This window comes from Streptomyces sp. NPDC045778 (assembly GCF_056431945.1).
Window position 1 is genome coordinate 53,447 of sequence record NZ_JBWKJZ010000036.1, and the last position, 18,954, is coordinate 72,400.

Annotated in this window: 17 protein-coding genes; 6 read left to right on the forward strand and 11 right to left on the reverse strand. The window is 73.4% G+C overall.

Annotated elements, in window-relative coordinates; all coding sequences use genetic code 11:
• Positions 1 to 3: 3 nt before the first annotated feature.
• Positions 4 to 711 (reverse strand): peptide-methionine (S)-S-oxide reductase MsrA, encoded by a 708-nt coding sequence (gene msrA, locus AC07GB_RS33495; protein ID WP_478852140.1) that lies wholly within the window; start codon positions 709 to 711, stop codon positions 4 to 6.
• Positions 712 to 793: 82 nt separating this feature from the next.
• Positions 794 to 1,912 (reverse strand): hypothetical protein, encoded by a 1,119-nt coding sequence (locus tag AC07GB_RS33500; protein ID WP_478852142.1) that lies wholly within the window; start codon positions 1,910 to 1,912, stop codon positions 794 to 796.
• A gap of 121 nt (positions 1,913 to 2,033) precedes the next feature.
• Here AC07GB_RS33500 and AC07GB_RS33505 point away from each other — a divergent pair, with 121 nt between their 5' ends.
• A complete protein-coding gene (locus AC07GB_RS33505; protein WP_478852144.1) occupies positions 2,034 to 3,188 on the forward strand; it encodes a cystathionine gamma-synthase in 1,155 nt (384 codons plus the stop codon).
• Positions 3,189 to 3,225: 37 nt separating this feature from the next.
• Here the strand turns inward: AC07GB_RS33505 and AC07GB_RS33510 are convergent, their stop codons facing one another.
• The 3 genes from AC07GB_RS33510 to AC07GB_RS33520 all read right to left on the reverse strand — a co-directional run bounded on the left by AC07GB_RS33510 (position 3,226) and on the right by AC07GB_RS33520 (position 4,714).
• Positions 3,226 to 3,480, reverse strand: coding sequence for a hypothetical protein (locus tag AC07GB_RS33510; protein ID WP_478852146.1), 255 nt, complete (start codon positions 3,478 to 3,480; stop codon positions 3,226 to 3,228).
• On the reverse strand, positions 3,477 to 3,965 hold the full coding sequence (locus tag AC07GB_RS33515; protein ID WP_478852148.1) for a sigma factor-like helix-turn-helix DNA-binding protein: 489 nt from the start codon (positions 3,963 to 3,965) through the stop codon (positions 3,477 to 3,479). Before AC07GB_RS33515 ends, AC07GB_RS33510 begins: the two co-directional genes overlap by 4 nt.
• Positions 3,966 to 4,201: 236 nt before the next feature.
• Entirely contained in the window at positions 4,202 to 4,714 is a 513-nt protein-coding gene (locus tag AC07GB_RS33520) for a MarR family winged helix-turn-helix transcriptional regulator (RefSeq protein ID WP_478852150.1), read from the reverse strand.
• Positions 4,715 to 4,859: 145 nt separating this feature from the next.
• Here AC07GB_RS33520 and ilvA point away from each other — a divergent pair, with 145 nt between their 5' ends.
• The 3 genes from ilvA to AC07GB_RS33535 all read left to right on the forward strand — a co-directional run bounded on the left by ilvA (position 4,860) and on the right by AC07GB_RS33535 (position 8,113).
• Positions 4,860 to 6,089 carry a threonine ammonia-lyase gene (gene ilvA / locus AC07GB_RS33525; RefSeq protein ID WP_478852198.1) on the forward strand — a complete coding sequence of 410 codons (1,230 nt, stop codon included), beginning with the start codon at positions 4,860 to 4,862 and terminating at the stop codon, positions 6,087 to 6,089.
• A gap of 156 nt (positions 6,090 to 6,245) precedes the next feature.
• Positions 6,246 to 7,271 carry an ATP-binding cassette domain-containing protein gene (locus AC07GB_RS33530; protein WP_478852152.1) on the forward strand — a complete coding sequence of 342 codons (1,026 nt, stop codon included), beginning with the start codon at positions 6,246 to 6,248 and terminating at the stop codon, positions 7,269 to 7,271.
• A complete protein-coding gene (locus AC07GB_RS33535; RefSeq protein WP_478852154.1) occupies positions 7,268 to 8,113 on the forward strand; it encodes an ABC transporter permease in 846 nt (281 codons plus the stop codon). Before AC07GB_RS33530 ends, AC07GB_RS33535 begins: the two co-directional genes overlap by 4 nt.
• A gap of 73 nt (positions 8,114 to 8,186) precedes the next feature.
• Here the strand turns inward: AC07GB_RS33535 and greA are convergent, their stop codons facing one another.
• Together greA and AC07GB_RS33545 are read right to left on the reverse strand one after the other, a co-directional pair.
• A complete protein-coding gene (gene greA / locus AC07GB_RS33540) occupies positions 8,187 to 8,684 on the reverse strand; it encodes a transcription elongation factor GreA (protein WP_478852156.1) in 498 nt (165 codons plus the stop codon).
• Positions 8,685 to 8,944: 260 nt separating this feature from the next.
• On the reverse strand, positions 8,945 to 9,376 hold the full coding sequence (locus tag AC07GB_RS33545) for a DUF4307 domain-containing protein (protein WP_478852158.1): 432 nt from the start codon (positions 9,374 to 9,376) through the stop codon (positions 8,945 to 8,947).
• A 123-nt stretch (positions 9,377 to 9,499) separates the two neighbouring features.
• Here AC07GB_RS33545 and mca point away from each other — a divergent pair, with 123 nt between their 5' ends.
• Complete coding sequence (gene mca, locus AC07GB_RS33550; protein ID WP_242721937.1) at positions 9,500 to 10,381, forward strand: mycothiol conjugate amidase Mca; 882 nt, start codon at positions 9,500 to 9,502, stop codon at positions 10,379 to 10,381.
• A complete protein-coding gene (locus AC07GB_RS33555; protein WP_478852160.1) occupies positions 10,382 to 10,642 on the forward strand; it encodes a hypothetical protein in 261 nt (86 codons plus the stop codon). It begins immediately after the preceding gene.
• Between the two features lie 23 nt (positions 10,643 to 10,665).
• Here the strand turns inward: AC07GB_RS33555 and AC07GB_RS33560 are convergent, their stop codons facing one another.
• From AC07GB_RS33560 to AC07GB_RS33575, 4 genes are read right to left on the reverse strand one after another with little or no spacing between them, the layout of a single operon-like run.
• The gene (locus AC07GB_RS33560; RefSeq protein ID WP_478852162.1) at positions 10,666 to 11,715 is read right to left on the reverse strand and encodes a hypothetical protein; all 1,050 of its coding nucleotides are present in this window, start codon (positions 11,713 to 11,715) and stop codon (positions 10,666 to 10,668) included.
• On the reverse strand, positions 11,712 to 13,001 hold the full coding sequence (locus tag AC07GB_RS33565) for a CHAT domain-containing protein (protein ID WP_478852164.1): 1,290 nt from the start codon (positions 12,999 to 13,001) through the stop codon (positions 11,712 to 11,714). The genes AC07GB_RS33560 and AC07GB_RS33565 overlap by 4 nt, the downstream gene beginning before the upstream one ends.
• Positions 13,002 to 13,006: 5 nt before the next feature.
• Positions 13,007 to 15,472 (reverse strand): hypothetical protein, encoded by a 2,466-nt coding sequence (locus tag AC07GB_RS33570; protein ID WP_478852166.1) that lies wholly within the window; start codon positions 15,470 to 15,472, stop codon positions 13,007 to 13,009.
• A gap of 52 nt (positions 15,473 to 15,524) precedes the next feature.
• Complete coding sequence (locus tag AC07GB_RS33575) at positions 15,525 to 18,752, reverse strand: tetratricopeptide repeat protein (protein WP_478852168.1); 3,228 nt, start codon at positions 18,750 to 18,752, stop codon at positions 15,525 to 15,527.
• Between the last annotated feature and the right edge of the window lie 202 nt (positions 18,753 to 18,954).

Sequence of the window (18,954 nt, forward strand, 5' to 3'; positions counted from 1 at the left end):
GGGCTACTGCGCGGCTTCCGGCGCCGGGGCGATGCCCGTGGGGCAGGCACGGCCCCAGTTCGTCTCGGAGGGGCTGCTCAGCTCGACGCCGGTGCCGCCGATGCCGCAGTACCCGTCGGGGTTCTTGTCCAGGTACTGCTGGTGGTACGGCTCGGCGGGCCAGAAGGCACGGTCCTCGGCGGGAAGCACCGTCGTGGTGATCTCACCGAGACCGGCGGCCGTGAGGACCTGCTGATAGGCCTCGCGGGACGCGACGGCCGTCTCCTCCTGGACGGGGGAGTGGGTGTAGACCGCCGAGCGGTACTGCGTGCCCACGTCATTGCCCTGGCGGAAACCCTGCGTCGGGTTGTGCGACTCCCAGAAGACCTTCAGCAGCTCGGCGTACGTGACCTTGGAGGGGTCGAAGACGACGCGGACCACCTCGGTGTGGCCGGTCAGGCCGGAGCAGACCTCGTCATAGGACGGGTTCTTCGTGTACCCGCCCTGGTAGCCCACCAGGGTCGTCCAGACGCCCGGCGTCCGCCAGAACTTGCGCTCCGCGCCCCAGAAGCAGCCCAGCCCGAAGTCCGCCACCTCAAGGCCCTCGGGATACGGGCCCTGGAGGGCGGTGCCGAGGACGGTGTGACGGGAGGGGACCTCGAACTCGGGGGTCTCGCGGCCCTTCAGGGCCTCCTCGGGAGTCGGGAGCACGGGGGTGCGGCCGAAGATCATCGGGTCCTCCTGGAGCAGGTGTCGGCTTGCTGGTCAACGCCTGGGGACGGCCGGGAATTCCTCGGCTGCCCGGGGGCCAGGCCTAGTGGGGCAGCGTGGCCGGGCTGCCGCCGTTGGCCTCGTAGCCCCCCACCGCGAGCGCGCGGTACACCGCGTAGTCCGCCGCGGGGTCCCCGGACAGCGTCCAGGGCAGCGCCCCCACGTGGCCGTCGACGTGCACCAGCTGGTGCATCGCCTCGCCCCAGCGCTCGCCGCGGACCAGGAAGAACACCAGCAGATGCCGGACGTGGGCCAGCATCGGGTCGTCGGGGCGGGCCGAGTGGACCGCGAAGTGGGCGCCCTCGACGGCCTTGGTCACGACCTCGCTCTGGTAGAACCCCCGCACCATGTTGACCTCGGGGAGGTGCTCGTACACCGCGAAGAGGGGGAGCGCGGAGAGCAGCGAGCCCCGGGGCGCGCGGGCCGCCGCGGCCTCGGCGAAGGAATAGGCCTCCGCGCGGGAGCCGTGCCACTTCTCGCACCAGTAGTGCAGCGCCGCCAGATGCGCCCCCATGTGCGCGGGCGCGCGGTCCAGGATCTTCAGCCACAGCTGCTCGAACTCCGCGCGCTCGTAGCCGAGTCCGCGGGCGATCGACAGCTCGATGACGTATGGAACGGGGTCGCCGGGGGAGAGCAGCGCCGCCTGGCCGCAGGCCGCCTTGGCCTCCTCCAGGATGATGCGGAACTCATCCGTCCCGGGCGTCGACGTGCGCCAGGCCTGCTGCACCAGGAACTCCGCGTGCACGGCCGCGCCGCCCGCGTCCTTCTCGGCCTCCGCGCGCCACACCCGCAGCCACTGGCCGCCCGGGGTGTCGCTGACCCCGCCGGGCCGCTGCCGCAGCTCCAGGGACGCGGCGCCCGCGAAGGCCTGCACGCGCTGCCAGCGCCGCTCCCCGTGCACCTCCGTCCCGGCGAGCAGCTGGGACGCGCCGCGCCAGTCCTGCGTGCGCTGCACGAGGTCGAGCACCTCGACCAGGTCGGGGTCGGGGCCCGGCATGCGGATGTCCAGGTCCTCCTGGCGCGCGAAGCCGTAGTTCGCCGGGTCCGCGGCGTCCGGGGCGCCGGGGTGCACCTGGCGGATTCCGGCGCGCCTGCGCAGCAGGATCGGCCCGAGGACCGCCCCGATCATGACCACTGCCATCAGGACCCAGAGAATCTCCATGCCTCCAAGCGAACCAGACGCCTGTGACAATTGGCCAACCTGACCGTCCGCGCAGGCCGAACGGCTCGGGGTGACCGCCCCGCCCGGTCCTGGCCGCCGCCTCGCATTACGCTCAGGCCGCATGAGTGACTCGCACAGCAGCCAGAGCTTCGAGACCGTAGCCATCCACGCGGGCAACACCGCCGACCCGCTCACGGGCGCCGTCGTCCCGCCCATCTACCAGGTGTCCACGTACAAGCAGGACGGAGTCGGCGGTCTGCGCGGCGGCTACGAGTACAGCCGCAGCGCCAACCCCACCCGTACCGCGCTCGAGGAGAACCTCGCCGCCCTGGAGGGGGGCCGCCGCGGCCTCGCCTTCGCATCCGGCCTCGCCGCCGAGGACTGCCTGCTGCGTACGCTGCTCGCCCCCGGCGACCACGTGGTCATCCCCAACGACGCGTACGGCGGTACGTTCCGCCTCTTCGCGAAGGTCGTCGCCCGGTGGGGCGTGGAGTGGTCCGTCGCGGACACCTCGGACCCGGCGTCCGTACGAGCGGCCCTCACGCCCAAGACGAAGGCCGTCTGGGTCGAGACCCCGTCCAACCCGCTGCTCGGCATCACGGACATCGCCGCGGTCGCGCGGATCGCCCACGAGGCGGGCGCCCGCCTGGTCGTGGACAACACGTTCGCCAGCCCCTACCTCCAGCAGCCGCTCGCCCTCGGCGCCGACGTCGTCGTCCACTCGATGACGAAGTACATGGGCGGCCACTCGGACGTCGTGGGCGGCGCCCTGATCGTCGACGACGAGGCCCTGGGCGAGGAGCTGGCCTACCACCAGAACGCGATGGGCGCGGTCGCCGGGCCCTTCGACTCCTGGCTGGTGCTGCGCGGCGTCAAGACGCTCGCCGTCCGCATGGACCGGCACAGCGAGAACGCGACCCGCGTCGCCGAGATGCTGACCAGCCACGCGCGCGTGACCAACGTCTTCTACCCGGGCCTCGACTCGCACCCGGGCCACGAGATCGCCGCCAAGCAGATGAAGGCGTTCGGCGGCATGGTGTCCTTCCAGGTCGAGGGCGGCGAGGAAGCGGCCGTGGAGGTCTGCAACCGGGCCCGCCTGTTCACGCTCGGCGAGTCCCTGGGCGGCGTGGAGTCCCTCATCGAGCACCCGGGCCGCATGACGCACGCCTCCGTGGCGGGCTCGGCCCTGGAGGTCCCGGCCGACCTGGTGCGCCTCTCGGTGGGCATCGAGGCCGTCGACGACCTCCTCGCGGACCTCAAGCAGGCCCTGGGCTAGTCCGGTCGGCAGGACGGCCCGCGCCGCCGCTCACGGGCTACCAGCGCGTCAGCGGCGGCGTCGTCCTGGACGGCGGCTCCACCCACGGCTGCGCCGTCGCGGCCCACACGGCGAACACCACGGCCGCCGCGAGCAGCAGCAGCCACAGCAGGCGCCGCGCGGCCGTGCGGCGCCTGAGGGCACGCGCGCCGCGCCGCACCGCGTCCCCGTGCAGGTCGGGCGGCACGGACGCGGGCGCGCCCGCGTCCAGGAGCTGGCGTGCCGCCGCCTCGCGGCGCTCCTGCCGGCTCATGACGGGGCGGCCTCCCCCAGGGCGGGCGGCGTGGCGGGAGCGGGGCCGCGGGGCGGGTGCAGGACCGTCGCCACGGCACGGGCGCACACGGCCCGCACGCGCTCCGGCGGCAGCCCGAGCAGCGCCGCCGTCTGCTCCTCGGCGACACCTTCGTAGAGACGCAGTACGAGGACGAGCCGCTCCAGGGCGGAAAGCCGGGTGAGCAGCCCGCCGTGGCCGCGGTAGCGCCACCAGGCACCGCGCGCGTAGTGCACGGCCACGTACGTACGGGTGCGGTCGTAGGGATCCTCGCCGCGCATGCGGTCCCAGGAGGCGTACGTCGCGGCGAGCGCGCGGGTGAGCAGCGTCCGCGCGCGCGGGTTGGCGTCCGGCGGCTCGCCGGTGAGCAGCGTGGCGGCATGCAGAAGACGCCCTGCCGCGCCCGCGACGAACGCCTGGAACTCCCGGGCGCGGCGGGCCTGTTGGGCGGCCTGCCGCTCTCGCACCGCGCCTCCCGCCGTCCGGCAAAGGGGGACTCGGTTCATCTGAGGCCAGGCACGGTGCCCAGGTCAAGAGCCCGGCACGAGCGGAACCACGCGCTCGGGCACCTGGGGGTGGAACGGGTCGTCATGAGCCACGCCCTCGTACGGGCCGTGCGGTGCGAGGACCGCGCGGGCCGCGCTCGTCAGCGCTCCCGTACGAGGGCAGGGGCCGCGGCAGTCGGCGAACCGCGGCCCCGGGCTCAGGATTCGGCCTGTGCCGCCGCGTCGGACACCACGTGGGCGTTCTGCCGCGCGGAGAGCGCGGTGTTGAAGCGGGTGAGCAGCGCGGTGAAGCCGGCGCGCTCCTCGGGCGTCCAGTCCTCCGTCAGCTCGGCCATCAGCTCACGGCGCGAGGAGCGCACGTCGTCCAGGCGCGACTGGCCGCGCGGCGACAGCTGGAGCACCACCGCACGCCCGTCCTCGGGGTGCGAGGTGCGCTTGACCAGGCCGGTGTCGACGAGCGGGGCGACCTGGCGGGTCACCGTGGAGGAGTCGATGCCCATGCTCGCCGCGAGCGCCTTGACGCCCATCGGGCCTTCCTTGTCGAGACGGTTGAGCAGGAGGTACGCGGCTCGGTCCATGGAGTTGCGGACCTGTCCTACGCCGCCCAGACGGGTCTGCTCGGCACGCCGCGCGAACACCGCTACCTGGTGCTGGAGCGTGTCGAGGAGGCCGGGATCGCTGGCGGTCGTCATGTCCGGAGTTGTGGGCATGGCCGTGGGCTCACTTCATGGGAAGGGTGGTGGGTTGGGGGACAGGGTACGGGGTCCGGGCGCTACCCGTACCGGCGCTGCGCAAACCCGTCTCGCGGCTTGGGCGGACCGGGAGGAGACTGGCGTGAACTGCGAGACTGCCGTCATGAGCTACCGCACGACACGCTCCTTGCCGGCCGTGACCCTGGACGACGTGCGCGGCGCCCAGAAGATGCTGGGGGGCATCGCCCGGGTGACGCCCATGGAGGGCAGCAGGTACCTGTCCGGGCTCGTCGGCGCTCCCGTCCACCTGAAGTGCGAGAACCTCCAGCGGACCGGCTCCTTCAAGCTGCGCGGCGCCTATGTGCGCATCGCCGGGCTGCTGCCCGAGGAGCGCGCGGCGGGCGTCGTCGCGGCCAGCGCGGGCAACCACGCCCAGGGCGTCGCGCTCGCCTCCGCCCTGCTCGGGGTGCGCTCGACGGTGTTCATGCCGGTCGGCGCCCCGCTGCCCAAGGTCGCGGCGACCCGCGACTACGGCGCGGAGGTGCGCATGGAGGGCCAGGTCGTCGACGAGACGCTGGCCGCCGCGCAGGAGTACGCGCGTACCACCGGCGCCGTCTTCATCCACCCCTTCGACCACCCGGACATCGTCGCCGGTCAGGGCACCGTGGGCCTGGAGGTCCTGGAGCAGTGCCCGGAGCTGCGTACGCTGCTGATCGGCGTGGGCGGCGGCGGGCTCGCCGCGGGCATGGCCGTGGCCGTCAAGGCGCTGCGTCCCGACGTACGGATCGTGGGCGTGCAGGCGGCGGGCTCCGCCGCGTACCCGCCCTCGCTGGCCGCGGGCCGGCCCGTGTCGATCGACAACCCGGTGACCATGGCGGACGGCATCAAGGTGGGCCGCCCCGGCGACGTGCCGTTCCGGCTCGTCGAGGAACTCGTCGACGACGTCGTCACCGTCTCCGAGGACGCCCTCTCCAGCGCCCTGCTGCTGTGCCTGGAGCGGGCCAAGATGGTTGTCGAGCCGGCGGGCGCGAGCCCGGTCGCGGCGCTCCTGAGCGACCCGCGCGCCTTCGAGGGGCCCGTCGTCGCGCTGCTGTCCGGCGGCAACGTGGACCCGCTCCTGATGCAGCGCATCCTGCGCCACGGCATGGCGGCGGCGGGCCGCTACCTGTCGCTTCGGCTGCGGCTGCCGGACCGTCCCGGGGCGCTGGCCTCGCTGCTCGGCGCGCTGTCCGTGGTGGACGCCAACGTGCTCGACGTGAGCCACGTCCGCACCGATCCCCGGCTCGGGCTGACCGAGGTCGAGGTGGAGCTGCACCTGGAAACGAAGGGGCCGGAGCACTGCGCCGAGGTGCGTGAGGTGCTGCGGGACGCGGGCTATCCGGCCCTGGACTGAGCGGACTCCCGGGTTTTCCACAGGCCTTCCGGAACCGGTTGAGAAAACGCGATGTATCGCGTTACGGTGTGACCTACTCCACTGGCCGCCGGGCGAGCGTAGCCCGGCGAATCTAGGCTTTTCGCCAGGTACCGACCCAAACTATGGGAGTTCCCTATGCCAGGCGCCATCTACGCCGAAGGTCTGGTGAAGACCTTCGGCGACGTAAGGGCTCTGGACGGCGTCGATCTGGATGTCCCGGAAGGCACCGTGCTCGGCCTCCTCGGGCCGAACGGCGCGGGAAAGACGACAGCCGTCCGCTGTCTGACCACCCTGCTGACCCCCGACAGCGGCCGCGCGGTAGTCGCCGGAATCGACGTACTGAAGCATCCGAACGAGGTGCGGCGTTCGATCGGACTCTCCGGTCAATTCGCCGCCGTCGACGAGTACTTGACGGGCCGCGAGAATCTCCAGATGGTCGGACAGCTCTATCAGATGCCGACCAAGCAGGCCAAGGCCCGGGCGGGCGAGTTGCTCGAGCGCTTCAATCTGAGCGACGCCGCCGACCGCCCCTCCAAGACGTATTCGGGCGGCATGCGCCGCCGCCTCGACCTCGCCGCGGCCCTCGTCGTCTCCCCGCCGGTGATGTTCATGGACGAGCCGACGACCGGCCTCGACCCGCGCAACCGCCAGGCCCTGTGGGAGGTCATCCAGGAGCTGGTCGCGGGCGGCACGACCCTGCTTCTGACCACGCAGTATCTGGAGGAGGCCGACCACCTGGCGCACGACATCTGCGTCATCGACCACGGCCGGGTCATCGCCCGCGGCACCTCCGACCAGCTCAAGGCCCAGACCGGCGGCGAGCGCGTCGAGGTCGTCGTGCACGAGCGGGACCACATCCCCGTCGCCCAGGAGATCCTCACCGGCTTCGGCAAGGGTGAGACCGCCGTCGACCAGCACACGCGCAAGCTGACCGTGCCCGTCACCGGCGGCGCCAAGCTGCTCGCCGAGGTCATCCGCGACCTCGACGCACGCGGCATCGAGATCGACGACATCGGCCTGCGCCGCCCCACCCTCGACGACGTCTTCATCTCCCTGACCGGCCACATCGCCGAGGTCGAGGAGGAGAACGGCCCGGACGCCGCCCCCGGGAAGACCAGGGCGGGCGGCAAGGACCAGCGCAGGAAGGAGGCCGACAAGTGAGCGCCCTCAGCGACACCGCACCCGCCGCCAGGCCCGCGGGCGGCGTGAGCGCGTCCGTCCGCGACTCCCTCGTCGTCGCCAAGCGGAATCTGATCCGGATGAGCCGGATCCCCGAGATCATTCTGTTCGGCCTGATCCAGCCGGTGATGTTCGTCGTCCTGTTCAGCTATGTCTTCGGCGGATCCATGAAGATCGGCACTAGCACCAGTGCCGAGGAGTACCGCAACTTCCTGATGGCGGGCATCTTCGCCCAGACCGTCACCTTCGCCACCGCCGGAGCGGGCGCGGGCATCGCCGAGGACATGCACAAGGGCCTGATCGACCGGTTCCGCTCGCTGCCCATGGCACGCGGCGCCGTCCTCACCGGGCGCACCATCGCCGACCTGGTGCAGACCGCCCTGACCCTGCTCGTCCTCGCCGTGGTCGCGGTCCTCGTCGGCTGGCGGATCCACGAGGGCGTCCCCAAGGCGCTCGCCGCCTTCGGCCTGCTGCTCCTGTCCGGGTACGCGTTCACCTGGATCGGCGCCCTGATCGGCCTGTCGGTCCGCACCCCGGAGGCGGCCACGTCCGGCGGGCTGATCTGGCTGTTCCCGGTCACCTTCATCTCGAACGCGTTCGTGGACTCCGGCAACATGCCCGCCTTCCTGCGGCACCTCGCCGAGTGGAATCCCTTCAGCGCCACCGTCCAGGCCTGCCGCCAGCTCTTCGGCAACCCCGGAGTGTCCCAGTCCGACGCCTGGCCCATGCAGCACCCCGTGTGGGCCTCGGTGCTCTACTCGATCCTGATCATCCTGATCTTCCGCACGCTCGCGGTCCGCAAGTACCGCACGGCGACGTCCTGACGCCGCGCGCCGGGGGCACGGCGAAGCCCCCGGCGCGCGGCGCGTGCCGGGGGCTTCGGGGGCCGGGGCGGGCTCAGCCCTGGTAGGGCTTGGCCTCCAGGATCTTGACCGAGGCGAGCTTGCCGTTCGGCAGCTCGTACTGCGCGTCCTCGCCGATCTTCTTGCCGCTCACGCCGGAGCCGAGCGGGGACTGCGGCGAGTACGTCTCGATGTCGCTGCTCGCGTATTCCCGGGAGGCCAGCAGGAAGGTCACGGTGTCGTCCTCGTCGCCGTCGAAGGCGATCGTGACCACCATGCCGGGGGCGACGACACCGGACTCGGCGGGCGCCTCGCCCACCTTGGCGTGCTCCAGGAGCTGCGTCAGCTGGCGGACGCGGAGCTCTTGCTTGCCCTGCTCCTCCTTGGCCGCGTGGTACCCGCCGTTCTCGCGCAGGTCGCCCTCCTCGCGTGCTGCCGCGATCTTGGCTGCGATCTCGGTGCGCGCGGGACCAGACAGGTACTCAAGCTCTTCCTTGAGCTTGTCGTACGCCTCCTGGGTCAGCCAGGTGACGTTCTCGCTGGTCTGGGTCACAGGTGCTCCTCGTAGGTCCTTGAATACAAAGCATCGCCCTACCCAGAAGGATGTTCCCTTATGGGTGGGCGAAACCACGAGCCTAACAATTTCGGTGCCCCAGGGGGAGGACATATGGCGTCAGAGACACGTCAGCGCAGGTAGCTGCCCTGTTTTGGTCCCCGCCACCCGCACGCCGAGGCCCTGCCGGCGGGGTCTTCCCACCCGCTCACACCGGCCTGCCCCCAGGGGAAAGCGGGCTGCGTGCGGCAGGGTCTTTCTCAGTCCGTGTGGCAGGAGACCAGGGACGCGCTCGTGGCCTGTTCCGTGGTGCGCAGGGTGACCGTCTTGTCGACGCGGTCCTGCTCCTGGTCGAAGCGGAAGTCCGCGCGGCCCACCTCGGCCCCGCTCTCGGCCTGCGCGCGCAGCGTGCAGTAACCCTTCGCGCCGGCGTCCTTGCGCACTTCCAGGTGGACTTCGACGGCCTTGGCGGAGACGGCGTCCCACTTGATGATCTCGGCGTTGATCTTCGTACCCGCGAGGGAGTCGTAGCCGAACCAGCCGACGACGGCGAGCAGCAGGACACCGAGCACCGCGCCCACGGCCTTGAGCTTGCGGTCGGCGCGCTGGTCGGCGGTGCGGGAGGCGCCGTAGCGGCCCTCCGGGGGCCGGGGAGCGGTGCCGCTCGTGTCAGGGCCGCTGACCGCGGTCATGCTCGTCCTCCACTGGACACTGGACAGGGGTGCCGGAATTTTCCACCCCCCGATTCCGTCACTATAGAAGCCGCCCATTGCAGTGGATGACCGAGGGCGCCCAAATTCATCGAGGATCGAGTCTTGACTGAGCAGCTTCGACTGATGGCCGTTCACGCCCACCCCGACGACGAGTCGAGCAAGGGCGCGGCCACCATGGCCAAGTACGTGTCCGAGGGGGTGGACGTGCTCGTCGTGACGTGCACGGGCGGCGAGCGCGGCGACATCCTCAACCCCAAGCTCCAGGGCGACACCTACATCCAGGAGCACATCCACGAGGTCCGCAAGAAGGAGATGGACGAGGCCCGCGAGATCCTCGGCGTCAAGCAGGAGTGGCTGGGCTTCGTGGACTCGGGCCTGCCCGAGGGCGACCCGCTGCCGCCGCTGCCGGAGGGCTGCTTCGCCCTGGAGGACGTGGACAAGGCGGCGGGCGAGCTGGTGAAGCAGATCCGCTCGTTCCGCCCGCAGGTCATCACCACGTACGACGAGAACGGCGGGTATCCGCACCCCGACCACATCATGACCCACAAGATCTCGATGGTGGCCTTCGAGGGCGCGGCGGACGGCGAGAAGTACCCGGAGGGCGAGTTCGGCCCGGTCTTCCAGCCGCAGAAGCTCTACTACAACCAGGGCTTCAACCGCCCCCGCACCGAGGCCCTGCACCAGGCGATGCTGGACCGCGGCCTGGAGTCGCCGTACGGCGAGTGGCTGAAGCGCTGGGACGAGTTCGAGCGGGTCGAGCGCACGCTCACCACGCACGTGCCGTGCGCGGAGTTCTATGAGATCCGCGACAAGGCGCTGATCGCGCACGCCACGCAGATCGACCCCGACGGCGGCTGGTTCCGGGTCCCGATGGACGTCCAGAAGGAGGTCTGGCCCACGGAGGAGTACGAGCTGGCGAAGTCTCTCGTCGATACCTCCCTCCCCGAGGACGACCTCTTCGCGGGCATCCGCGACAATGCCTAAATGAGCGCAAGCCTGGCAATGACGCATCTCGTCCCCCTCGCCAAGGAGGTGGACGAGAACAAGGTGACTCCCGGTGTCCTCGGTTTCATCGTCTTCGCGGTGATGGCCCTTGCCGTGTGGCGGCTGATGAAGTCCATGAACCGGCACATGAGCAAGGTCGACTTCAAGGAGTCCCCGGAGCCGGGCGCCGACGCGGCGTCCCGTTCCGGGGAGCCGGCCGACGCCGGGGCGAAGTCCCAGGCGAGGTCCGAGCGGGGCTGACCCCGCGGAGCCGTCCGGCGGGGTCAGCGCGAGTGGTCCGCCAGTGACAGCAGCAGGTGCGCGGACTCCGGGCGCAGATGGTCGGAGTGCGCGCCCGCCGGGCCGCGCCCGCGCACGAACACATGGCTCGCGTCGACGCTGACGAAGCGGTGGTCGAGGGCGGCGTGCGGATAGGCGTCGCCCGTCCCGCGCATCCGGACGCCGGAGACGGGCGCGGGCGCCGTGCCGATGCCCGCGTGCCCGATGCCCGTCCGCTTCTCGGCCCGCAGGTGCCAGAAGCCGGTGGCCCGGTCGCCCTGCGCGTACGTCGCCACGACCGGGCCGCGCAGCGGCGCCCCGGCAAGCTCCGTGAACGTCTCGGCGAAGGCGTCGCGCGGCGCGGCCATCTGGAACAGCAGCATCGAGTCCACGGTGAACGGCCGCCCCCGCGGCGCGGGCGTGCTCCAGCCGAGCGTGCCGCCCGGGGGCCCGGCCGCCCACTGCACCGCCTCGCAGAGGAAGCGGCAGCCGAAGGAGTGCCCGACGAGGTGCAGGTACTGCCCGCCCCGCCCGGCCAGGACCGGCGCCGCGCGCGGGTCGCCGCGCTGGGCGTCCAGATAGCCGAGCAACTGCCCGATGACGCCGGCCGCGTGCCCCTCGGTGCTCATGGCGTGCGCGCGGTCGCGGACGCGGCGGTAGCCGCCGAGGGACGGCCATGACCGGGACGGCCAGCGGATCAGCACCGGCCAGGGCGCGAACCCCCGCCCCGCGGCCCCGCCGGGCCGCGCCCCGGCCATCCCGGCCGTCCCGGCGAGCCGCGGGTACAGCTCCGGCCTGCGTGCGAGCTGTCGTCCCGCCAGGCCGAGCAGTTCGTCCACGGCCTGCCGGGACGACGTGGGCGAGGTCTGCCACCCGTGCACGTACACGACGACGTCCGTCGCCCACGACGGCGGGGTGAGCCGTGCCGCGAAATGGTCGAGGAGCCCGGGCGGCGGCACGGGCCGCGGCCCGTCGCGCGTGGCCCGCAGCGGCCAGCCGCGCTCGTCGAGGTCGACGACGCGCATCCCCTCGGCCCCGCCGCCGGGCGCCGTCACGCGGTCCGCTCCAGCCTGCTGTCCATGCCGCTGTGCAGCGCGTACGCGAGGCCCAGCGGGTTGTGCCAGGTGTCGGCGAAGTGCCGGGTCAGGGCGTGGGCTATCGCGCCCGCGGTCTCCTCGCCCGCCAGGTAGCGGGTGACGAACGCGAGCGCGTACTCGGCGGCGAACCGCTGCGGCATCTCGATCTGCGGCCCGAGCACCCCGCACGCGCCCGCGTCGAACAGGGCCCGGCCGAGATAGGCCAGGTCGGCGTTGCCGGGCAGCCCCGCGTAGCAGGCGTTGAGCAGCACGAAGGGGCGGAAGGGCACGCAGGCGCGCGACGGCGGGCGGTGGGCGCGCAGCGTGTAGCCGTCGATGGCGAGCTGGTCGGTCAGCTTCAGGACGAGGTACGGGGCCTCGTCGCCGGAGGCGGTGAAGTGGCCGTGGCACCAGAAGTACATCAGCTGCTCGTCGAGGAGCCGGTCGCCCAGGGCGTGCTCCAGCTCCTGCCGGGTGGTGCGCTCCACCAGGTCGCCGCCCGCCGCGAGCGCGGCCGCGACCTCGGCGGCCCGGGTCAGGCCCGCCGCGTCCACGGCCGTGTCGTGGTTGAGGCTCACGGCGGGGGCCGCGCGGGGCGGCGGGTCGCGGTCGTCGGCCACGCGCGCGTAGGCGTCGCCGCCGGTCTGCTCGATCTGGTGCCGGTAGCCGAGGAACCGGGCGAACACCTCCTCCAGGGGCGGATCGCGCTCTTCGGGGGCGGCCGGCAGGCACAGCATGGGCCACGGCAGGAACAGGTCGGAGTGGAAGCGGACGCGCAGCGGCGCCTCGCGGCCCAGCGCGTCCGCGAGGAAGCCGCGGAACAGCTTCAGGGACTCGTCCTCGCCGCCGAGGAGCACGTCGAAGAGCAGCTGCGCGCCGTTCAGGGCGAGCCGGCCGAGCGCGGCGCGCAGCTCGGGCCGGGGTTCGCCGGTGAGGTCGACGCGGCTCGCGTACGGGAAGGGCGCGCCGCGCGGGAGCCCGTCCGCGCCCACCGGCCGCAGCGCCACGAACTCGTCCTTCCACACCTGCCGCAGGCGTGCCGCCACGGCCCGTACCTCGCCGGGCCGCACCCGCAGCGTCACCGTGTGCTCGGAGCCGCTGAGCGACGGCACGGCGGGCCCGTACATCCGGGCCCGCATGGGCTCGTCCTCGCGCCGCGCGTCGAAGCCGACGACGAGGTCGGGGTGGCGGATGACGTGCCGGGGCAGCCGGGTGTAGCCGTGGCTCGGGTCCTGGACGACGCGGGCGGGCAGGTCGTGGGCCATGGGGCTCAGGACCTCCGCAGGGCTTCGGGCGCCCGGCCGGAGCGGGGGTCCTCGCCGTCGCCCTCGACGACGTCGATGTACGTCTCGACCTCCTGGAGCACGGTCGCCGTCTCCAGGTGCTCGACGGTGAACAGCAGCCGGTGCCGGCCCGCGCGGCGGGGCGTGAACAGGAACTCGGCGGCGTCCGCCTCGCGGGGCGAGGGCCGCAGCGTCACCGCGTGCGCGGGCTCGACGTCGGCGCCGGTGAGCGGGGTGGCGCGGACGGTGAGCCAGGGCAGCGCGGCGGTGCTCCCGCCGGACCAGGGGTGCTCGGGGCCGGGCTGTATCCGCAGGGCGATCCGGGACGCGCTCCCGGCGGTGGAGCGGTCGTCGAGCAGTGTGAGGCGGACGCGCGCGTGGGCGGCGGGGGACAGGGCGGCGTGGTCGAAGTCCGTGCCGGGTTCGGGGAGGGTGAGGCGGGCGGTGAGGGGGATGGGGCCGGCCGGTGTCCGTCCGTCGGTCCAGCGCAGGCCTGAGGGGTCGTCGATGGTCTCGAACAGCTCCAGAGCGGTGACGCGTGGGCCGTTGAGTGCCAGCCACTTGAGGTTCCTGCGGCTGCGCGGGTGCAGCAGCGCCTGCTCCAGGAGTGTCCACGCCGCTCCGTGGGGGCAGTCCGCCCGCCGGAAGTCCGACAGGGCCGACAGGAGCGAGCCGTCTCTGTCCGGGGACGCGGTGAGGCTCTCCCTCGGCAGAAGGCCGAGATAGTGGTCGGCCCACGCCTCCCCCAGCAGGTCCGGGAGGTCCGACAGTCCGGCACGTGCGTGCTGGAGGCAGCGCTCGGCCTCGGCGGGATCGCCCGAGACCGCGTGAGCCACCCCCAGATACAGCTCCGCCCACGACCTGCCCCGCACGTCCCCGTTCGCGTGGTGCGCCCCCCGGGCCTCGGTCAGGCTCTCGACGGCCGCCAGGAAGTCGTCGCGCACCAGGGCCGCCTTGCCCAGCTCGGTGCCGGTCCAGGCCACGCCTTGGACGTCGCCGAGCCCGGTGAACCTGTTCCGGGCGTCCTCCAGGACCTTGCGGGCCTCCTCCACGTCGCCGCGCAGCAGCCGCAGGCGGCCGTAGTGGTGCACGGCCCAGGCCTCGCCGCGCACGTCCCCGCGCACCTGGTGTGCCTCCACGGCCCGCCGCAGGAGCCGGTCCGCGCCCTTCAGGCGCCCCTGGTCGCACTGGATCGCCGCCCGCGTGTGCAGGAGCCAGCCGTCCGGAGCGGGGCGCGGCCCGGGGGCGGACACCTCAAGGGCGTCGAGGGCGCCCATGGCGAAGGGCAGCTCCCCCAAGTAGCGCATGGTGACGGCGATTTCCCTGACAGCACGTGGGGCGCTGAGCCGCTCCAGCGTGTCCAGGGCCTGCCGGGGCGCGCCCGTCTCCCGGACGGCCACGGCTGCCGTGACGCACAGGGGCTTCCAGCCGCCGGTCGCGCGCCACAGGGTCTGCTTGGCCCGCAGGAGCCGGAAGATGCCCTGCTCGGTGATCAGCAGGGGTTCCAGGCGGTCCAGGAGGGCCGGGCCCTCCGGGGCGCCCCGGCGCAGGAGCCGTACCGCCAGATCGATGTACGCGTCGGCTCCTTGGCGTGGGTCCGCCGTGCCGTCGAGCACGGCGCGGGCGAGCGCCCGGTCCTTGGCCGCGCTCCCGTATGGGGTGCGACCGCCGGCGCACCGGTACCAGGCGGGCCGCGTCTGCTGGAGCTGTCCGTGGGCGGTCAGCTCCCGCAGCGCCGCGTCGCGCTGCCGGGCCGTCATCGGCACGTCCGCGCAGAGCGCGCCGGCCACCGTCGCCTCGAACTCGTCGCCCTCCCAGGACGTGACGGCGGCGAGCAGCTTCAGCGCCAGGGGCCCGAGCGGCCTGCCCGGTACGTCGGGGGCGGCCGCCTCCACCTCGCTCCGGGACCAGCCCGGCCCGGCCTCGGCGTGCGGGCGGTGCGACACGGCGACGACGCGGGACGGCGTGTCCAGGACGAGCTGTCCGGCCAGGAGGAGCAGCGCGTCTCCCGGCTCGCCGTCGGGCACCCCGTCGAGCACCACCGTCCACCGCCGCAGCGCGAGGCGGGCCCGGCACAGCACGGTCAGCGCCGCGGGCAGCAGCTCGGGCTCGGCCACCCGGAAGGCGGAAAGACCGTGCGCCGGATCGTCGTACGGCCAGTCCTCCTTGAGGGTCTGTTCGAGCAGCCGCAGCAGCAGCCTCTCCGGCGCCGCCACGTCGGTCGGCCCCACCGCGAGCCAGACGGTATCGGACCGCCACCGCGTCGCCGCGTCCCGGCCGAAGCGGGCGAAGCGGGCCGCGAACGCCGCCGTGCGCCGCGGCTCGGGGCCGTACAGCTCAAGGAGCGCGGGCCCCCAGGGCCGCCGCAGGAAGTCGCGCACCGGCGCGGGCAGGTCCTCCTCGTGCCGCGGCCCGGCGAACGGCCCGCGCGCGTCCGGCACCCAGCCGCCCACGCGCCCACCCCCCTTCGCCGGCCCGGCCGCTCAACTCCCCACTATCGCGCGCTTACTGAGGGCGCGTCACCGAAACACCCATGATCTCCCTGGCGTGCCGGTCGGGCGTCATGCCGAGCCGCCACCCCTGCCAGCCGGCCTCCAGCTCCGCCTTCCGCTCCAGGAACAGCTCGTAGGCCTCCGTGTAGCCGTCGAGCTTGGCGTCCCGCAGCGGATGCGCGGCGCGGGCGAGCTGGGCCAGCTCCTCCTGGGCGACGGCGACACCGATGTCCCAGCCGCCGGGGGACGCGTACGGCAGGAGCGTGGCGCGCAGGAAGTGCGCCCAGTCCTCGCCGCGCCGGTCGCCGTACGAGGCGAAGAGGGAGATGGCGTCGTCGCACAGGGCGAGGGCCGCCTGCGTACGGGCGTTGCCCGCGTCGATGACGGCGAGTTCGAGGCACGTCCAGCCCTCGCCGTGGGCGACGCCGATACGCTGGAAGTCGGCCCGCGCGTCCACCAGGAGCTGCCGGGCGAAGCCGGAGTTGCGCAGCGAGCCGGTCTGGGCGGCGCGCTGGTCGCGGGTGACGCGGGCCGAGTGGTGGCGTGCGCAGGCCAGGCCGTAGACGTCCCGCATGCGGGAGAACATGGTGCGGGCCCGCTCAAGTTCCCGTACCGCCTGGTCGAGGACGCCGGTCTCCTCCAGGGCCTGGCCCAGGTAGTACAGGGACCAGGCCTCGCCGCGCGCGTCCTCGTTGTCGCGGTGCCGGGAGACCGCCTGGCGCAGGCCGTCGACCGCGGGGGACGGGTCGCCCGCCACGAGCCGGGCGCGGGCGATCTGGGTGAGCGCCCAGGCCTCGCCGCGCGCGTCCCGCGTGCGCCCGTACAGATCGAGCGCCTGGCGCAGTTCGCTCTCCGCGCGCGGTACGTCGCCCATGCGCAGGCACACCTGTCCGAGCTGGAAGTGCGTCCAGGCCTCGCCGTGCACGGACTCGCTCTCGCGGTGCAGGTCGAGGGCCGTGAGCAGCATCTCCTGGGCCTCGGAAAGGCGGGAGCGGTCCCGTTCCACGGCGGCGAGCGCGTGCAGGGTCCAGGCCCGGTCGCCCGCCAGCTCGTCCGCGACCTGGAGGTCCAGGGCCTCGCGGAGCCGGGCGGCGGCCTCGGTGAGGTTGCCCTGGTGGTGCAGGGTGATGCCGAGGGAGCCGAGGGCACGGGCCGCGCCCGCGTCCTGGTGGGCCTCGAAGTAGAGGTCCACGACGGAGGCGAGGGTGGACCTGGCCTGGTCCAGCTCACCCAGGTGACGGGCCGCGATGCCGGTGCGCCACTTCACGTTCCTGCCGAGCAGACCCTGGTCGACCGCCTGCGCCAGCTCGCTGATCTCGCCCAGGCGGTAGAGGTCGCCGCGCAGCAGGCAGTAGTCGCACAGCGCGCCGAGCAGGCCGAGCACGGCCCGGGGCTCGACGCCCTCGGCGTGCCGCAGGGCCGCGGTGATGAAGCTCGACTCGTCGTCGAGCCAGCGAAGCGCCGCGTCCAGTGAGGTGAAGCCGTGCTGCCCGAAGTGGTCCGCGCGCGTGGACGTCTTGCCGTCGACGAGGCGGATCACGGCGTCGGCCAGCTCGCCGTAGCTGACGATGAGACGTTCCTGCGCGGCGCCGCGCTCGGCGGGATCCTCCTCGTCGGCGAGCCGGGCCTGGGCGAAGGAGCGGACGCTGTCGTGCAGCCGGTAGCGGCTGGCGCGCACCTGGTCGAGGAGGCCCGCCCGGCACAGCGCGGTGAGCTGCCGGGCCGCCTCCTGCTCGTCGGCGCCGAGCAGCGCGGCCGCCGCCGCGGTGCCGAGCGAGGCCCGCCCGGCGAGCGCCAGGCGCCGCAGCAAGCGGCGCGCGGGCTCGGCCTGGTCGGCGTAGCGCAGCCACAGGGTGCGCTCGACCGGCTCGACGGGCCCGTACGCGCCGAGGTCGGCGACGAGCGCCTCGGGCGTGCGCGGACCGAGCGCGGAGCCCGCCACGCGCAGCGCGAGCGGCAGCCCTGCGCACAGCTCCCGCAGCAGGTCAAGGGACTGGGCGTCGTACGGCTCCGGCAGGTCCTGCGCTACCTGCCGGATGAGCTGCTCGGCCCCGGCGTCGTCCAGCGCCTCCACCGCGATCTCGTGCACCCACGCGGGCAGGTCGGCGGGCAGGTCGAGGGGCTCCCGCGCGGTGACGAGGACGAGGCTGTCGGAGCGCTCGGGCACCAGCGTGCGCACCTGCTCGGGGTCGCTCGCGTCGTCCAGGACGATGACGACCTCAAGCCCGGTGAGGTGCTGGTGGTACACCTCGCTGAGCCGTTTGACCTGCTGTTCCTGCGTCGAGCGCTCGCGGAAGAGGAGCTGTTCGCGCGGGGCGCCGAGCCGGTTGAGCAGGTGCAGGAGCGCGTCGCGCGTGGACAGCGGCGGCGTGTCCGGGCTCTCGCCGCGCAGGTCCACCACGCAGGCCCCGCGGAACTGGTCCTTCACGTCGTGCGCGGCCCGCACCGCGAGCGAGGAGCGGCCCGACCCCGGCGCGCCGTGAAGGACCACCACGGTCGGCTTGGTCTGGGTGCTGGCCCGGGCCGCGTGCACCCACTGCGCGATCCGCCCCAGCTCGGCCCTGCGGCCCGCGAACTCGCCCTGCGGCTGCGGGAGCTGGGCGAACGACTGCTCCAGTACGGTACGTCTCCGCGCGGCCGCGCTCTTGTCGGCGCCGCGCAGCTGGGGCGCCCGCTTCTGCTGCCCCGGGCGCGTACCGCCGACGCCGCCCGCCGTCGCCGCCGTGAGCACCCGCTGCTGGTCGAGGAACGGCCTGATGCCCCGCACCTCCAGCGCCGTCAGCCACTGGAGCCGCAGCTGCTCGGGCCCGCCGGGCTGGTGGACCGTGCCCGCGTGCCGCTGCGCCGCGGGGACGTGGGACGCCGTCACCTTCGCCACGGTCGCGGCGAACCCGGCGACCGCGACCACGCCGCCCGCGCCGAGCGCCGTGCCGCCGCCCGTGCCGAGCGCCAGATCGGCCACGCACGCGGCCACGGCGGCGACCGCCACCACGAGCAGGGGCGTCCCCGCCGCCTCCTTGGCGTACCGCTGACCGAACGTCAGCTGCCCGGCCGCGGACTCGTCCAGGGCCCGCGTGTACGCCTCGTACTCCTCCGCCGCCGTCTGCTCCATGGCGTCGAGGGAGGCCCGTGCCCGCGACAGGAGTACGTTCCCGTCGGTGCGGCCGCCGGTGCGCCGGACCTCTTCCTCGACCGCCCGTGCCAACAGGCGCTCGGCTTCGGCCCGGTGGCTGTCCCGCATGTGGTCCCCCTCAAAGAGGAGCACGTGACACCGCCCTCGCGCGTGCCCGTGCCCGCCTGCCCTCGCGTGGCACGTGTCCGCGCGCCCCGCCCTGCACGGGTGCACGTACCCCATCGCCTCTACATGTACGTGTCAGTGTCCTGCGAACGCGCGACGGACGCGAGGGAGAGCGCGGATCGGGCGCCGCGTGCGCGAGGATGGG

What these genes read in the sequence shown, in the direction of transcription:
- AC07GB_RS33555 (WP_478852160.1), top strand. Translation starts at nt 10,382, where the DNA reads ATGAGCGCAAGCCTGGCAATGACGCATCTCGTCCCCCTCGCCAAGGAG.
- AC07GB_RS33510 (WP_478852146.1), bottom strand. Translation starts at nt 3,480, where the DNA reads ATGAGCCGGCAGGAGCGCCGCGAGGCGGCGGCACGCCAGCTCCTGGAC.
- ilvA (WP_478852198.1), top strand. Translation starts at nt 4,860, where the DNA reads ATGAGCTACCGCACGACACGCTCCTTGCCGGCCGTGACCCTGGACGAC.
- AC07GB_RS33545 (WP_478852158.1), bottom strand. Translation starts at nt 9,376, where the DNA reads ATGACCGCGGTCAGCGGCCCTGACACGAGCGGCACCGCTCCCCGGCCC.
- AC07GB_RS33500 (WP_478852142.1), bottom strand. Translation starts at nt 1,912, where the DNA reads ATGGAGATTCTCTGGGTCCTGATGGCAGTGGTCATGATCGGGGCGGTC.
- AC07GB_RS33575 (WP_478852168.1), bottom strand. Translation starts at nt 18,752, where the DNA reads ATGCGGGACAGCCACCGGGCCGAAGCCGAGCGCCTGTTGGCACGGGCG.
- AC07GB_RS33530 (WP_478852152.1), top strand. Translation starts at nt 6,246, where the DNA reads ATGCCAGGCGCCATCTACGCCGAAGGTCTGGTGAAGACCTTCGGCGAC.
- msrA (WP_478852140.1), bottom strand. Translation starts at nt 711, where the DNA reads ATGATCTTCGGCCGCACCCCCGTGCTCCCGACTCCCGAGGAGGCCCTG.
- AC07GB_RS33520 (WP_478852150.1), bottom strand. Translation starts at nt 4,714, where the DNA reads ATGCCCACAACTCCGGACATGACGACCGCCAGCGATCCCGGCCTCCTC.
- AC07GB_RS33505 (WP_478852144.1), top strand. Translation starts at nt 2,034, where the DNA reads ATGAGTGACTCGCACAGCAGCCAGAGCTTCGAGACCGTAGCCATCCAC.
- AC07GB_RS33565 (WP_478852164.1), bottom strand. Translation starts at nt 13,001, where the DNA reads ATGGCCCACGACCTGCCCGCCCGCGTCGTCCAGGACCCGAGCCACGGC.